This is a genomic window from Hymenobacter sp. HSC-4F20 (assembly GCF_019599275.1).
Classification (GTDB): domain Bacteria; phylum Bacteroidota; class Bacteroidia; order Cytophagales; family Hymenobacteraceae; genus Hymenobacter.
The window spans coordinates 478,917-493,694 of the sequence record NZ_JAHZTD010000002.1 but is presented as its reverse complement, the minus strand read 5'-3'; the positions used below and the strand labels follow the sequence as shown (position 1 = coordinate 493,694).

Below are 14,778 nucleotides of genomic sequence, written 5' to 3'. Positions count from 1 at the left end.
CGCGTTGTACCTTGCACCCCTAAGCCGAAGCTGGTGCGTATAAGCCGGGTCTAACTTTCGGTGTAGCCACCATGGATGAACGGGTTCGTTCCTTTCAATACTTTTTTACTAGTCAGGAATTCTCGGATGGTCTGCGGACCACGCTTTCTATACTGCTGCCCGGCTTGCTGCTGGGCATGTTCGGCGACTTGGTTGACGGGCTGACCGTTTCGCTTGGGGCCGTGTGCGTCAGCCTCACCGATACGCCGGGCCCCATGGTGCACAAGCGCAATGGCATGCTGGCCGCTACGGCCCTGATCGGGGTGATGGCCCTGGTCACCGGCTTCCTGCACTCGTACCCGGCTCTGCTGGGGGTAGAGGTGGTGGTGTGCAGTTTCGTTTTTACCATGCTGCTGGTGTACGGCAACCGGGCCGGGGGCGTGGGCACAGCCGGGCTGCTGATTATTATTCTGATGCTGGATAGGCCCCTGAAGCCGGCCGAAGTAGTGCCCTACGCCGGCATGGTAGTGGCCGGCGGCCTGTGGTATCTGAGCGTTACCATGCTGCTCTACACCCTGCGGCCCTATCGTCCGGCCCAGCAGGCCCTCGGCGACTGTATCCGGGCCATTGCCGATTTTCTGCGCCTCAAGGCGGAGTTCTACCGCACTGGCACCAACCTGGAGGCCGACTACCGCCGCCTGGTCAGCCAGCAGGTGACGGTGAGCGAAAAACAGGATGCCGTGCGGGAGCTATTGTTTAAAACCCGCCAGCTGGTCAAGGAAACCACCGGCACCGGCCGCCGCCTCGTGCTCACGTTCGTAGACGCCATCGACCTCTACGAGCAAATCACCATCACCTACCACGACTACGCCGCCTTGCACCAGCGCTTCGAGGCCACCGGCGTGCTCGACGACATTGCCCGTGAGATTGAGCAGCACGCCGCCGAGCTGGAAAATATCGGGTTTGCCATTCAAGCCAACCACGGCTACACGGCCCAGCAGAACCTACTGGCGGGCTTGGAAAAGCTGAAAGCCCGCATCGACGCCCTGGATGACCCCGCCCGCCCCGGCCACACCCTCATGCTCAAGAAGATTCTGGTGAACCTGCGCAACCTCAGCCAGCGCCTCCAGGATATTTTGGCTTACTTCGATGCCAACGCTCCCGCGCCCTCCGGCCGCGAGCTGGAGTTCGGCCGCTTTGTGGCCCACCAGAGCTTCGATTTCAAGCAGCTCCGCGACCACCTGACCCTGCAATCCGGCATTTTCCGCCACTCGGCGCGCATGTTCGTGGCCTGCCTGGTGGGCTATCTGGTTACCAAAGTGCTGCCGGGCCACCACAGCTACTGGGTAATCATGACCATCACGTACATGCTTAAGCCAGCCTTCAGCCTCACCAAGGAGCGCAACGTGCAGCGCGTGCTGGGCACGCTGGCCGGTGGGGTGCTGGGCGCCCTGGTGCTCTGGCTGATTCCCGACCGCACGGTGCTGCTGGTGCTTATGGTGCTGTTTATGCTGGTGTCCTACAGCTTCGTGCGTATCAACTACCTGGTCACCGTCACGTTCATGACGCCTTTCATCCTGATTCTGTTCAGCTTTCTGGGGCTGGGCTACGTGCAGGTGGTAGAGGAGCGGGTGTTCGATACCATACTGGGCTGCCTGATTGCCTTCTCTACCGGGTACCTGCTGTTTCCCAACTGGGAGTCGGGCCAGCTGCACGACTACCTGAAGGCGGTGCTGCGGGCCAACCTGCACTACCTGCGCACTCTGCAGGAAACACTAGTCGGCTCGCCCGTGGCTCTGGTCGACTACAAGCTGGCCCGTAAGGATGTGTACGTCAGCTCGGCCAACCTGGGCGCGGCCTTTCAGCGCATGATGTCGGAGCCCCGCGGCAAGCAGCACCGCCCCACCGAGGTGCACGAGTTTGTGGTGCTCAACCACATTCTTTCCTCCAATGTGGCCTCTATCACCTCCGCTATTCTGGCCGGAGAAATGCGCCCTGGACTACCCGCGGCCAGCCTCAAGGCCCTGCGCCAGGCCCAGCAGGCCCTGCACCGCAGCCTCCGCCGCCTCGATCCGCAGGAACCGGAAACTGTGGCCTCGGAGCCGGCGGCACCAGCCACTACTGCCCCCGCCGCGCCCGATGCCCAGCTCAGTGAGCAGCTGGAGTTTATCCAAAAAGTTAGCAGCGACATCAGCAAGGTAACGGAGGCAGTGCTGAAGTAGCGGTTCTTACCCTACGGTAGCAGCGTACTTCGAGCCTCCGGCCCTCGAAAAAGCTAGTCCGGAGTGGCTGGTTGTTTTTCGTGCGGTACCCGGCTTGCTAGAGCAAGTTCAGCTTTGCTGGGTAAGCAGCCCCGAAGGCAGGTGAAATGGGTTTTTACAACGCTGGTACTTCCCCCGGCCGCTTCTCCGCTGAGCCTAGCTATTGGGAAAGGGAAAAATGGCTTCTCTAGAAGGAGTTGCTTTCGGCGAGGAAATCCAAGCTGCCTATCAAAGTGGAGGGTGCTACCCCCAAAGCCAGGGTAGCAGGAAGTAGGGGGGCAGCAACTAGGTGGCTATTATTCATGGAGTTAGATGCTAGTTGCTGATGCTGGGCAGCGAACAAGCTGTATCTTCAGCTCGACCTCAGAGGTAGTAGTTGATAGCTTAAGCTTAGCCCCGTGACCCACCTAGTCTTGCGCGAAAGTACCGGCCTGCGGTACTTCACTTTCTTCTACCTCTATGTGATGCAGGGTATTCCGGCAGGCTTCGGTCTGACGGCGGTGGTTAACTACCTGACCGGGCGCGGGCTTAGTGCCACTACGGTGGCCTCTTTCTCGGCGGCGGTGGGCCTGCCCTGGACCCTGCAGTTCGTGTGGGGGCCGCTTATTGACAAGTACCAGGAATCGATACTTGGGCAGCGCAAGCAGTGGGTAGTGCTTACGCAGCTGGTAGCGGCGCTGGCTTCCCTGGCGCTCCTGCTGGTGCACGACCCCGTAAGTCAGCTTCGGCTTATGCTGCTGGCCTTTGTGGTGCACAGTGTATTTGCTTCTATTCAGGACGCCAGCGTGGATGCCATTGCCATAGCGGTAGTGCCGGAGCAAGAGCGGGGTAGGGTAAATGCGTTTATGCGCGGGGGCTTTCTGCTGGGCTCCTCACTGGGGGCCGCGGGTTTGTCGTGGATGTTGCACCACTACGGCTTTTTTCAGGCGGCGCTGGCCCAATCGGTGGCCTTGCTGGCCTTCACGGTACTCACGTTTTTCATCCGTCTGGAGCGCACCGACCGGTTGCTGCCGCGCTTCGGTGCCGTACCGGCGGCGGCCCGCCGCAACGCCGATAATCCGCCCATACGCTGGCTGTTCCGGGAACTGTACCGGGCCATTACCGAGCCGCGGACTCTGCGCCAGTTCAGTGTCATTGCCCTTACTTACCTCTGCTTCGGGGTATTCGGCTGGGCCTATTCCTACCACCTCATCAAGGAGTTACACTGGTCCGACAGCCGCGTATCCATGCTGCAGGGCAGCTGGGGCAGTGCCGCCACCTTGTGTCTGATAGTGGCCGGCGGCGTGCTGGCCGACCGCCTTGGGGCGGCGCGGCTGCAGCGCCGGGTAATGCTGGTGCTCGGGAGCTTCCTGCTCCTATTCTGTAGCCTGAGCTTCCTGTGGCGCCACGAGGCAGTGGCCACCCTAGGCCTGCTTCTCTGGAACATGGCCGACCCCAGCCTGAGCGTAGCTGCCCTGCCGCTGCTGATGGCCCTGTGCCGTCCCCGAATTGAGGGCTCCCAGTTCACGACTTACATGGCCTTGGTAAACCTGTGCGGCGTGAGTGGCTCCTACATCACCGGCTGGGCCTTGCAGGTAGTGTCGGCACCGGTGCTGGGCCTGGGCTGTGGTCTGGTAGTGCTGGGCTTGCTGGGGCTCCTGCGGCGGCAACGGCAGGCCTTCCCGGTACCCGTGCAGCCCCGGGTAAGCGCCTCCTAACCCGGAAGCACTACCTCAATATGGGTACCCTCGGCTGAGCTGTTCAGTCTCATTTGCCCGCGCAGATACTCTACCCGGGCCCGCACGCCACGCAGGCCAATACCACTGCTCGCTTTGCTTTGGTCGAAGCCCCGGCCATCGTCCCTCACCCGTATGGTCAGGCTACCCGCCTCGTGGTGCAGCTCCACGGTTACCTGCGTGGCACCGGCATGGCGCACGGCATTGTTGAGCAGCTCGGCCGCAATGCGGTAGGCTCCCTGCTGCAAGGCGGGTGAGAGGCCCACCAGATTCTCACCGGCGTGCAGGTGCACCCGAGGGCCCCCGTAGAGGTTGAGCAGTTGGGTGAGGGTAGTCATAGACTCGCGCAAACCACCCTGGCCAGGCTCAGCTGGTAACAGCGTATGACTGAACGTGCGTACTTCGTCGGTGAGGTGGCGCAGTAGCAGCTCCGTTTGGTGGCCCGCCGCCGCTGCTTCCGGCGAGGAACTGATGGCCTGCCGTAGGGCCGGCCCCTGCCAGGCAAAGTGTAGGGCGGCCAGGTTGGGGCCAATGGCATCGTGCAGCTCCCGGGCTAGTTGCCGCCGCTCCTCCTCCTGGGCGGCAATCAGACGGGCCCCCTGGGCATTGCGCTGCCGCAGCTGCCGAATGCGCAGGCGGGCGTTCTGGCGCAGGGTGTGGCGGAAGCGGCCAGTAAGTAAGGCGCTTAAAATCAGTAATTCAAAGAAGAGGCCCCAGGCCAATGGGTTAGGGTAAATCGGATTAAAGCTGCTCAGGCCTACGTGGTTGCTCCAAAAAACGGCAAACCCTGTGAAGAAGAACAGGTAGGTAAGAGCATAGTAGGCCGCCAGCCGGCGCTGCGACCGGGCCCGGGCCAGCAGCAGCAGGGCCAGCCAGCCGTAGCAAAACAACCCCAGCAGCACTACCTCCCGGCCGTTGTTGAGCACCTGCAGCAAGGGTAGGCTATGGCGCACCGCCCAGGGAAATACGGCCGCGTATAGCACGACAAACCCTACGGCGCCTGCGGCCAGCCAACTACCGGCCCGGTGTAGGCGGGGCCAGCCGCTGCGCAGGCGCACAAACAGCTGCATAATCCGGACGCCAGCCGCCGCGGCCAGTATCAGCAGGTTAAACTGCCCTATCGTCCAGAGCAGCTGGTAGGCGGCGGTAGGCAGCACCAATGCATCCAGGCCATCTTCCATCATCAAAAACACGGTGACGCACGCCACGTAGGCCACGTACCAGATGTGAATTCTGTCGCGCAGAAACGTAAACAGCACTAGGTTGAACAAGGCGCTGCCCAGATAAAACCCCAGCAACCACACCCAGTGGCGCTCAAACGGGAACGTCATTTCCCAGGCCAGAAAATGCTCGGCCGTTTCGATGTAGGTAGGCAGGTAGAGGGCGCCGGAGTGCAAGTCGATGCGCAGGTACAACTCGGCCGTTTCGCCGGCTTCCAGCACAAACGGAAAACTCAGGGACCGGGCGGGGTACGCTCGCTCCGTGGCCGGTACCCAGGAACTAGCCGCACTCAGCAGCCGGAACCGGGTTTCGCCCTGGCGGCGGCAATAGAGGGCGGCGCTGTCAGTAAAATTGAAAATGCTCCATAAAAAGCGCAGGCGCAGCGTATCGGTGTTGCGCACTACCAGGCGCAGCCACACTCGCTCGTGCAGCAGCCCTAAGTTCAGCGTTTGGTGCCAGGGCCCGGGCCTGAAGTTGCCTGCCCGCCACTGGGTTTCTACCTGCTCGGGAGTAGCAGGAGTAGTGAAGGGCTCCGTATAATAACGGAATGCTTCCGAAATATGCGGCCCTTTGGGGTCTTTCAGCAGCAGCGTGTCGGACAGGCGGCCCGAAGTAGCTGCCGCCTGCCCGTTGGGGCAGGAGAGGAGCCAGCAGCTCAGGAAAAGTGCAAGTGTCAGACGCAGCCACATAGTGGTGGGGCAGGGGAAAAATGAGGCAACCAGAAGAAATACAACTGTATATAGGTATAAAAATATTAAAACAGGAGGTATATCTGAACGCCCTATTCAAGTACTTGTACTGCGGCGTCAGGCGGAAGCATGGGTTGCCGCCAGCTTGTTGTGGCGCACGAAATGACCACGGCTTTCGAGCACTGCCCTGAGCTGCTATGCGCGCCGGGGTAGGCGAGAAAGACCGGTTTGTTCATAGAAAAAGCCCGCCCAGCAAAGCTGAGCGGGCTTTAACAGCAGCCGGTTAGGGAGCTGTTACTTCGCTGTCTGGCCTTCGGGCTTCAGGGTGCGGGCCAGCCAGTCGAAGAACACGCGGTTCCAGAGCACCGAGTTTTGCGGTTTCGAAATCCAGTGGCCTTCGTTGGGGAAGTACAGAAAGCGGCTGGGGATGCCGCGCAGCTGGGCCGTACCAAAGGCTTCCATGCCCTGGCCCTCGGGCACCCGGAAGTCTTTGCCGCCGTGAATGACCAGCATAGGCGTATCCCAGTTTCTCGCGAAAAGCTGCGGGTTGAAGTGGGTGTAAGCTTTGTGGGGCGGCCTGTGCATCAGCACATCCCAGGGCGCGCCACCCATGTCGTGCTTGGCGAAAAACATTTCCTCGGTGCTGGGGTACCAGCTGGTGAGGTTGTAGAGGCCGGCGTGGGCAATAAAGGTCTTGAAGCGGCCTTCGTGATTACCCGCGAGGTAGTACACTGAATAGCCACCGTAGGAGGCGCCCACGCAGCCGCGCCGGTCTTTATCAACATAGGGCTCCTGGCTCACCGCGTCAATGGCCGAGAGGTAGTCGCGGATGGGCTGCCCGCCCCAGTCGCCTGAAATGCTGTTGTTCCACTCCGTGCCGAAGCCCGGCAGGCCCCGTCGGTTCGGGGCCACCACAATGTAGCCGTTGGCCGCCAGCAGCTGGAAATTCCAGCGGTACGAAAAGCTCTGGGTAATGGGACTTTGGGGGCCGCCCTGGCAATAGAGCAGGGTAGGGTATTTCTTGCTCGGGTCGAAGTCGGGCGGGTAGATGACGTACACCTGCATCTGCTTGCCGTCGGTGGTTTTCACCCAGCGGGCTTCGGTTTTGCCGGTTTTCACGCCTGCCAGCTCCTGCTCATTGATGTTAGTCAGGGGCGTTTCGCGGCCGGTTTTCAGGTCGAGGCGCACGAGGTCGGCGGGTTGGGCCTGGGTGGTTTTGTTGGCAATGGCCACGTCGTTGCCGGCCAGCTCGAAGGAGTTGTAGTTCTGGGGGCCTTTGGTCAGCTGCCGGATTTTGCCGCCCTTGCTCGGAATAGAAAACAGCTGCTCGGTGCCTTCCAGCACGCTCACGAAATAAAGCGTCTTGCCATCGGGGCTCCACCGGACGTTGGCCGCCGACTGCTCCGAGCCCTTGGTGATGTCCTCGCGCTTCCTGGTCTTGAAGTCATACACCACAATGCCGTTACGGTCCGACTCGAAGCCGGGGGTAGCCATGCTCAGCCACGCCACCTTCGAGCCGTCGGGCGAGAAAACGGGCTCCACATCGTAGCCGCCCAGGCCCTCGCTCAGGTTTTGGGTGTTGCCTTCCCGGATGTCGTAGAGGTAGATGTCGGAGTTGGTGCTTTCAGCCTCGGCCTTACCGTAGAGCTTACGCGAGGTGTAGGCCAGGCGGTAGCCGTCGGGTGAAAAAGCCAGCTGCTCGGAGCCGCCCAGCGGCGCCAGCGGGGCGTCAAACCTCTCGCCCGGCATCACGTCCTTGCCGTAGCCGGTGGGCTTGCCATCGTCGCCGACAGGCTGGAAGAAAACGTGCGTCGATTTATAATCGTCCCACACGTTCCAGTGCCGGTAGTTCAGGTCGTCGATGATGCGGGCGTCGGCCTTGGGCAAATCGGGGTACCAGTCCTGCACCGATTTGCCGGTTTTCACATCCTGGGTGTAGAGGATAAAATTGCCTTTTGAGGCGTATTTCAGGTTGGCCAAGCCTTCGTCGGGAAACTCGCTGAGCTTCTGCTTGCCCGAGCCATCGGTGTTCATCACGTAGAGCTGCTCGGTGCCGCCCTCGCCCGAAAGAAACGTCAGCTTGCCATCGGGGCGCCAGTTCAGGGTGCTTTCGGAGGTAGGCGTGTTGGTGAGTTGCCGGGCCGCGCCGCCCGCCACGGGCACCACCCAAATGTCGGTGTTGCCTTTATTCTCGCCGAGGTTGTAGCGCGTCACGGTGTAGGCCACCGTTTTGCGGTCCGGCGACACGTGCATTTCGCCCAGGCGGCCCAGTTTCCAGAGCAGTTCAGGCGTGTACACAGCGCGTTGTTGGGCTGCTGCGGCTAGCGGCACCAGGGCCAGCGCAGTCAGAAAATGTCTTTTCATTGGGTGAAGAAAACTGGAATCAGGAAAGAAGCAAGGTAAGCAGAACAAGGCTTGCACCACATGAAGGGGTAGGGCAGGTATACCGATGCCTCGTCAGCTTTCCCTAGGTGCAGTCTGAAAACCCGTCAAAAGTAAAGTGTTACCTCAAGGGGCCGCGAAGACTAGAGCACTACCCAGAGATACTTCCCAAACCCCTACCTGGTACTCGGAATAGCAAGTGGAAAGAGCCGTGCAGACAGGGGCTACTGCCTACCCCCAGTGTTGCGTTGAAGCCCAGCAGGAACCCTTGGGTTGGGTAATCGGGTAGCGAAGCACGCCATGTTTCGGGAAGCACAGCGGAAGCAACTGCTCCGCGGCACGGGCAATTGCCGGGCCGCATCTGCTTCCGCGGCACCCGGCGGCCGCGTACCTTGCGCGTATGCCCGATTTTCGTTTGCGCGTCTTTCAGTCGGTGGCCCGGCACCTGAGTTTTACCAAGGCGGCCCAAGAGCTGTACATCACCCAGCCCGCCATTACCAAGCACATCCGGGAGCTGGAACGTAGCTACGGGCAGCGCCTGTTTGAGCGCCGCGGCAACCGGGTAAGCCTGACTGAAGCCGGCACCTTGCTGCTGGCCCATGCCGATGAGGTAGAGCAGCTGCACCAGCAGCTTACTGAGCAGCTGCATAACCTGCACGGCGAGGCTGCTGGCCGCCTGCGCCTGGGGGCCAGCACCACGCTTACGCAATACGTGTTGCCGGGCATTTTGCCGGGTTTCCAGAAACGCTACCCCCAAGTAGAGCTGACGTTGCTCAACGGCAACTCAGAGCAGATTGCCGAAGCCATGCTCAGCGGCCAGCTCGACCTGGGTTTCGTGGAGGGCCGTTCCAAAAGCCGCGACTTGCACTACGAGCCCCTGCTGGCCGATGAGCTGGTGGCCGTTCGTCGGGCTACTTCCGCAGGACCGCCGCCCTTGCTACCCCTGGCTGAGGCAATGAGCCACCCCCTGGTGCTGCGTGAGCGGGGGTCGGGAACCCTGGAAGTGTTGGAGTTTGCCTTGCGCGAGCAGAAAATAAAGCTGACCGACCTGCATGTGGCCTTCTACTTTGATAACACGGAGGCCATTAAGTCCTACCTCGAAGCCGCGCCCGAAGCGTTGGGCTTTGTGTCGCGGCTGGCCCTGGCGCGCGAGCTGGAAGCCGGGCTCCTGGAAATTGTGCCCATTGAGAGCTTGGAGTTGCCCCGGCAGTTTGAGGCTCTCTGGATTCAGGGGCAACCTCTTTCCCGGGCTGCTGAGCGGTTCCTGCGGTATGCACAGCGACAGTATAACCTGAAGTAATTAGCCATAACCATTTTGGATTATCAATAGGGGAGGGGCAGCCGTACTTTTGGGCAGTAGCTCGCTACCCACCCATGAAATCCTCCACCACCCTCACTCCACCCCCCGCCCTACCCGATGCTCCGAAGCTACCGCTTCGGGTCGTCAGGAATGCCCCAGTTTATACTTCCCTACCTCCGGTGGCAGCTTCAACTGTCGCTGCTCGTCCGGCGTGGGTAGCTCCGTTGCTGTTCATTCTGTTTCTGGGGTTTTGCCTGACGCCCTGGGCCTCGCCGCCGCTGGCCTTGGCGCTGGGGTTAGGGCTGGCGCAAACCGTAGGCAACCCCTTTCTGCCACAGACCCGCAAGCTCACGGCTAAACTGTTGCAATACTCGGTTATCGGGCTGGGCTTCGGTATGAACGCGCACGCCGCTGTGCAGGCGGGTCAGCAAGGCCTGTTATTCACGGTAGTCTCCATTATTGGTACGCTGGTGCTGGGCTACGTAGGAGGGCGCTGGCTGGGGCTAAGCCGCCACATTACGCACCTTATCTCCTGCGGTACTGCCATTTGTGGGGGCTCGGCCATTGCGGCCGTGGGGCCCGTGCTGCGGGCCAAGGAAGAGGAAATGTCGGTGGCCTTAGCTACTGTGTTTGTGCTCAATGCGGCGGCGCTGTTTGCTTTTCCGGTTATTGGGCATGCGCTGGCCCTCACCCAAAACCAGTTTGGCCTCTGGTGCGCCATTGCCATTCACGATACCAGCTCGGTGGTAGGAGCGGCCGCGTCCTACGGCACCCAGGCCCTGCAAGTAGCTACCACCGTAAAGTTGGCCCGGGCCCTCTGGATTATTCCGGTGGCCTTGGGCACCGCCTTCCTGTTCAAGCAGAAAGACGTTCGGATCAAGATTCCCTACTTTATCCTGGGTTTCGTTGCGGCTATGCTTCTGAATACGTATGTGCCGGCGTCGCACGTAGTAGCCCCGTGGCTGGTGCGGCTTTCTAAGCTGGGGCTCACGGTAACGCTGTTTTTTATTGGGGCCGGTCTTTCCATGCAGGCGGTGAAAGCCGTGGGGCCGAAGCCGTTTGTATTGGGTACCGGGCTATGGCTGCTCATTTCGGCCACTTCCCTCTACGTGATTATGCATAGCCTGTAGTTCCGTCACCTGTATCCGGGATATATAGCAAGGCCCGCGTTTCTAAGCAGAAACGCGGGCCTTGCTAGCGTATGGTGCAAGCGTTATTCGCCGGATTTCTTACGTCCCGAGCCGCTTTTCTTACCGCCGCCGTCTTGCTTATTAACGGTAGCCCAGGCGCGGCGCTCGGCTTCTTCCTCCGACAATCCGCGCTCTTCGTAGCTTTCTTCGATGTGCTCAGCCTGCCGCTTTTGCTTATCGGTGTAGGCTGATTTATCTCCTTGTGGCATGATGGGGAGTTTCTTGAGGGTGAGAAAATAAGAACAGGTACTAGGCTCCGGTGTACGCGGGTGCCTAGTCCGGGTTATGCTGAGCTTGCGGCCCTGGTTGGCAGCGCCTGCCTATCTTCGCCCCGTATTTACGTACTACCCGTCTGCCATGCGCCAGCTCGCCATCATCCCGCACCCCACTGTTAAAATCACGCTCTTCAGCTGGAACGGCAAGTATTTGATTAAGCTGGAAAAAGGTCCGTTGGAGCAAACCTACAAGGTAAGCGAGCTGGACCTGACCAGCGAAGACGACATTCATCTGCTCCTCGATGAGGAGTTCATCCAAGCCGCCGTACAACGGTTTACGGGCATGCAGCAGGATCTGCAGGCCGCCTTCGACCGGCACGGTATCTGATGATTGCCGAAGCTAGCCCGCGGGCCTTCCTTGTACTTTCTTACATCACATTTCCTTATGAAACGAATTTCCGGCTTGTGGCTGCTTGTGGTCATGCTCTGCGCCCCCGTGGCGGTGCGAGCCCAGTTATACGATGCCCGAACCAGCAGCGTCAGCGTTGATAAGCGCGAGCGGGATGCCGTGAAGGTGCAGGTAGAAGGCACCGCGCAGTGGACGCGCGACTTCTGGCAATCCTGGCTGAAGGATACCTACAACATCAAGCTAAAAGGCTCCGGCGTGTTCGGGGTGGGCAAGAAGGATGTGCTGGAAGCCAAGCAGGTGCCCATGTCCAGCATTACGGGTAAGTTGCTCGACCTGTATTCCACCGTCACGTCGCCTTCCGATACCACATCCGAGCTATCGGTGTGGGCGGCCATGGGCCCCGATTCGTTTCTGTCGGCTTCGGGTACGCCTTCCGAGTTTAGCTCCCTGCGCAACCTCACCCAGAGCTTCGCCGCCGCCGCCCGCCTCAAAGCCTACCGCGAGCAGATTACCGAAGCTGAAAAGCAGCTAACGGCCGCAGAAAAAGACAAAGAGAAACTGGAAAAGGAGCGCATCAGCCTGGCCAACAGCACCAAAGCTAACTTGGAGAAGATTGAGCAGCTGAAAAAGCAGAATGCCGACAACAAGCTCAAGTCGGCGGAAGATTCTGTGAAGCTCCTCGATAACGCTCGGCTCACTGAATTGCGTAAAGCGCAGGTAGAGCGCCGCCGCGCCCGCCTCACCAACCTCGACCGGAAGTAGCCCTTCTACCGCCTTCGGGCGTCTGCCAACCATGGAAAAAGACCCGTCTCCCCTCGATACCCTGCGCCAGCTAAACGAATGGCTGGAAAAGGGCCTCATCACGCCTCAGGAGTTCGATACCTTAAAGAAAAAGCTGCTGTTCAGCGACGCAACGCCCGCGCCCGGACCTATAGTGCCACCCGTTGCGCCGCCTGCTCCGGCACCCCGCACCCCGGACCCGGCTGCGCCCATACCTATGGTGCCCCCGGTAGCCACGACTCCTGTTCCGCCGCCAGCGCCGGTACCTACCGCCAGCAGCCCCGTGGAGGACCCATTGCTACCCCCCGTTACCTCGCGGCCCCTGCACACCCCCTACGTAGCCGACCCGCCGGTGCCGCCTACCTCCGGCCCTGGCATTTCGCATCCCCTGGAAGCCGGCCGCCCCGGGTCTTCGCCTACCCGCGACGACGCCTTCGTTCCTTCCAGCCAACCCGTAGGGGTAGGGCCGGAGCCCTTGGGCGAGGTAGTGGAAGACGAGCCGTACGCGGCCCCTCCCAAAAGTCCGCTCGGTACCATCCTCATTGTGGGAGGAATTATTGCCCTGCTCGCCCTAGTAGCTTATCTGATGTGGGGTAACCAGGACTCGGAACGCCTGACTAGCACAACGCTCACGGCTGCCGACTCTGTAACGACCGCCCCGGAAGTGGGCCCGCAGTCGGAGCAGATTGATTTGCCGCCGGCAGCAGCCCCGGAAACGGTGCGGGTAGCTCCCGCAGTGCCCCTCCCCACTACCCCCTCCGACTCGGTAAACCCGGCTACTCCAGCCGCTGCGCCCACCGAAGAAGCTACTCCGCCCGCCCCGGAACCGGTAGTAGACGAAAGCGCTGCCCAGACCCGCATTGAAGGTGTACTGAAGAACTACTACGCCGATCTGCAAGCGGCTCCGTTTTCTGCCTCTTCTTATTTCGCCCCACGGGTGGAACGGTTCTACTTACAGCAGAATACCACACCCACGGCCATTACCGCCGAGCTGGAAAAATCGCACTTCCCGGAGTTCCTGGAAGGACAAACGACCATTGAGCCGGGCAGCCTGAAAGTAAGCCCACCGGTCAGTGATGGTTCGCGGGTAGTAACTTTCATTGAGAAAAGCACGGCCCTGCGCCAGTCGCTGCAGAAGCGTCAGCAAACAACTGCGCAGGTGCGCGTACGCTTCGATAAAAACTTTAAAATTGTGTATTTGCGCCAGGAACGCCTCCTGGAAAACACATTCAGCGAATAAGTTAGTAGCGCATCAGTTGCCGGAGCTTTTGGCTCTTTAATAGGGTAGCGGTTTACTTCGTATTTTTACCACCAGCGCGCGCTACCTGCAACCAGGGGCGCGCGTTGGTGTTTCTTACCGCCGATTCCGTTTCTATCGAATGCGTACCCACCTATTTCGTTTACCCGTGCTAGGGGCTTTGCTAGCGTTAAGCTCGTGCATTAGTGTAATTAAGCCTGGTAAAGACTTCACGCAGGCCATTGCCCCCGAGGCCCCCGACTACCGCATGGAGGATAACTGGGCCGCCTTGCCCGACCGTCGCGACTCTGCCGACGCCGTGCCGCGCAATACCTTGTTGCGAAACCAGCAGCGCGATGCTCCCGTGGATGTGTTCTTTGTGCATCCTACCACTTACTACGGACGCAGCCAGTGGAATGCCAGCCTGACGGATGCCCGCGTAAACCATTTCACCGATGCCAGCACCATCCGCAAGCAGGCCTCGGTGTTCAACAACACCGGCCGCATCTACGCGCCGCGTTACCGGCAGGCCACGCTATTTTCCTTTTTCGATGAGAAAAGTCCCAATGGCAAAGAAGCCCTGGACCTAGCGTACAGCGACGTAAAAACAGCCTTTCAGTACTACCTCGACCATTACAACCAAGGCCGCCCCATCATCATTGCCGGTCATAGCCAGGGTACTTACCACGCCACCCGCCTGCTTCGCGAGTTCTTCGACCAAACTCCCAAGCTGCGCAAACAGCTAGTGGCCGCCTACCTTATCGGCTTCAAGGTGATGCCGGAAGACTACCAAGTACTGCGTCCCTGCGACGACTCTACCCAAACTGGCTGCTACGTTGGCTGGAATACCGTAGAGTGGGGCCAGGAGTACCCGCCTTTTCAGGGCGGCATTGCCGTAAACCCTCTTACCTGGACCCGCGACACTGCTACCGCTCCAGCTCGCCTTAACCTGGGTGGCGTACCCTACAGCTTCGATGGGGTAGACAAGCGCGTGGTAGATGCCAAAGTACACAACGGCCTCGTCTGGATTCACCCTTCGTCCCACCCCGGCTACCCGCGCTTCCTGCTGCCCGGCCGCCCTGAGCTACGCCACTCCTTCCACATCGCCGACTACGCTTTGTTTTACTATAATATCCGTCAGAATGCTGAGGCGCGCGTGCGTGCCTACCGCATGCTTATGCACGGAGGGTAATCAGCTTTCCAATTCCCGCAAATGGGCCTCGAATATTTCTCTGGAGTGGCTGACGTCGGTAGTCGGGCTGTTAGCTGAAAAGTGCTGTAATGCACTCCAAAAACGCTCCTCATTGCACCCTGTAAAATCAGAGCCGCTGCTAAAGCAAGATCAGGAGGTAGGCAACTGCTCCTGCATACTAGCTGTGGTAAACTATGTGCTGGGTAGA

Annotated in this window: 11 protein-coding genes; 8 read left to right on the top strand and 3 right to left on the bottom strand. The window is 60.2% G+C overall.

What is annotated here, in order from left to right:
- Nucleotides 1-71: 71 nt before the first annotated feature.
- Both K3G63_RS11825 and K3G63_RS11820 read left to right on the top strand, forming a co-directional pair.
- On the top strand, nt 72-2,201 hold the full coding sequence (locus K3G63_RS11825) for an FUSC family membrane protein (RefSeq protein WP_220614334.1): 2,130 nt from the start codon (nt 72-74) through the stop codon (nt 2,199-2,201).
- A gap of 437 nt (nt 2,202-2,638) precedes the next feature.
- Nucleotides 2,639-3,937, top strand: coding sequence for an MFS transporter (locus K3G63_RS11820; RefSeq protein ID WP_220614333.1), 1,299 nt, complete (start codon nt 2,639-2,641; stop codon nt 3,935-3,937).
- Here the strand turns inward: K3G63_RS11820 and K3G63_RS11815 are convergent.
- Together K3G63_RS11815 and K3G63_RS11810 are read right to left on the bottom strand one after the other, a co-directional pair.
- Complete coding sequence (locus tag K3G63_RS11815) at nt 3,934-5,865, bottom strand: 7TM diverse intracellular signaling domain-containing protein (RefSeq protein ID WP_220614332.1); 1,932 nt, start codon at nt 5,863-5,865, stop codon at nt 3,934-3,936. The two genes, K3G63_RS11820 and K3G63_RS11815, sit on opposite strands and share 4 nt — an antisense overlap.
- A 294-nt stretch (nt 5,866-6,159) precedes the next feature.
- Nucleotides 6,160-8,229, bottom strand: a complete 2,070-nt coding sequence (locus tag K3G63_RS11810) for a S9 family peptidase (protein WP_220614331.1) — start codon at nt 8,227-8,229, stop codon at nt 6,160-6,162.
- A gap of 418 nt (nt 8,230-8,647) precedes the next feature.
- Between K3G63_RS11810 and K3G63_RS11805 the strand changes: the two genes are divergently transcribed.
- Together K3G63_RS11805 and K3G63_RS11800 are read left to right on the top strand one after the other, a co-directional pair.
- Complete coding sequence (locus K3G63_RS11805) at nt 8,648-9,547, top strand: LysR substrate-binding domain-containing protein (protein ID WP_220614330.1); 900 nt, start codon at nt 8,648-8,650, stop codon at nt 9,545-9,547.
- Between the two features lie 74 nt (nt 9,548-9,621).
- Nucleotides 9,622-10,677: a YeiH family protein gene (locus K3G63_RS11800; RefSeq protein WP_220614329.1), complete on the top strand. Its 1,056-nt coding sequence runs from the start codon at nt 9,622-9,624 to the stop codon at nt 10,675-10,677.
- Between the two features lie 83 nt (nt 10,678-10,760).
- Here K3G63_RS11800 and K3G63_RS11795 read toward each other — a convergent pair whose 3' ends face one another.
- A complete protein-coding gene (locus K3G63_RS11795) occupies nt 10,761-10,946 on the bottom strand; it encodes a hypothetical protein (protein WP_220614328.1) in 186 nt (61 codons plus the stop codon).
- Between the two features lie 148 nt (nt 10,947-11,094).
- Here K3G63_RS11795 and K3G63_RS11790 point away from each other — a divergent pair, with 148 nt between their 5' ends.
- From K3G63_RS11790 to K3G63_RS11775, 4 genes are all read left to right on the top strand, one after another.
- Nucleotides 11,095-11,340 carry a hypothetical protein gene (locus K3G63_RS11790; protein ID WP_220614327.1) on the top strand — a complete coding sequence of 82 codons (246 nt, stop codon included), beginning with the start codon at nt 11,095-11,097 and terminating at the stop codon, nt 11,338-11,340.
- Nucleotides 11,341-11,397: 57 nt separating this feature from the next.
- Nucleotides 11,398-12,123: a hypothetical protein gene (locus K3G63_RS11785; protein WP_220614326.1), complete on the top strand. Its 726-nt coding sequence runs from the start codon at nt 11,398-11,400 to the stop codon at nt 12,121-12,123.
- Between the two features lie 31 nt (nt 12,124-12,154).
- The gene (locus tag K3G63_RS11780; RefSeq protein ID WP_220614325.1) at nt 12,155-13,381 is read left to right on the top strand and encodes an SHOCT domain-containing protein; all 1,227 of its coding nucleotides are present in this window, start codon (nt 12,155-12,157) and stop codon (nt 13,379-13,381) included.
- Between the two features lie 139 nt (nt 13,382-13,520).
- A complete protein-coding gene (locus tag K3G63_RS11775) occupies nt 13,521-14,570 on the top strand; it encodes a DUF3089 domain-containing protein (RefSeq protein ID WP_220614324.1) in 1,050 nt (349 codons plus the stop codon).
- The last annotated feature ends 208 nt before the right edge of the window (nt 14,571-14,778 follow it).

Bases quoted from the DNA above. Each gene is read 5' to 3' on its own strand.
- K3G63_RS11805 (WP_220614330.1), top strand. From the start codon at position 8,648: ATGCCCGATTTTCGTTTGCGCGTCTTTCAGTCGGTGGCCCGGCACCTG.
- K3G63_RS11815 (WP_220614332.1), bottom strand. From the start codon at position 5,865: ATGTGGCTGCGTCTGACACTTGCACTTTTCCTGAGCTGCTGGCTCCTC.
- K3G63_RS11825 (WP_220614334.1), top strand. From the start codon at position 72: ATGGATGAACGGGTTCGTTCCTTTCAATACTTTTTTACTAGTCAGGAA.
- K3G63_RS11790 (WP_220614327.1), top strand. From the start codon at position 11,095: ATGCGCCAGCTCGCCATCATCCCGCACCCCACTGTTAAAATCACGCTC.
- K3G63_RS11775 (WP_220614324.1), top strand. From the start codon at position 13,521: ATGCGTACCCACCTATTTCGTTTACCCGTGCTAGGGGCTTTGCTAGCG.
- K3G63_RS11800 (WP_220614329.1), top strand. From the start codon at position 9,622: ATGAAATCCTCCACCACCCTCACTCCACCCCCCGCCCTACCCGATGCT.
- K3G63_RS11810 (WP_220614331.1), bottom strand. From the start codon at position 8,229: ATGAAAAGACATTTTCTGACTGCGCTGGCCCTGGTGCCGCTAGCCGCA.
- K3G63_RS11780 (WP_220614325.1), top strand. From the start codon at position 12,155: ATGGAAAAAGACCCGTCTCCCCTCGATACCCTGCGCCAGCTAAACGAA.
- K3G63_RS11785 (WP_220614326.1), top strand. From the start codon at position 11,398: ATGAAACGAATTTCCGGCTTGTGGCTGCTTGTGGTCATGCTCTGCGCC.
- K3G63_RS11795 (WP_220614328.1), bottom strand. From the start codon at position 10,946: ATGCCACAAGGAGATAAATCAGCCTACACCGATAAGCAAAAGCGGCAG.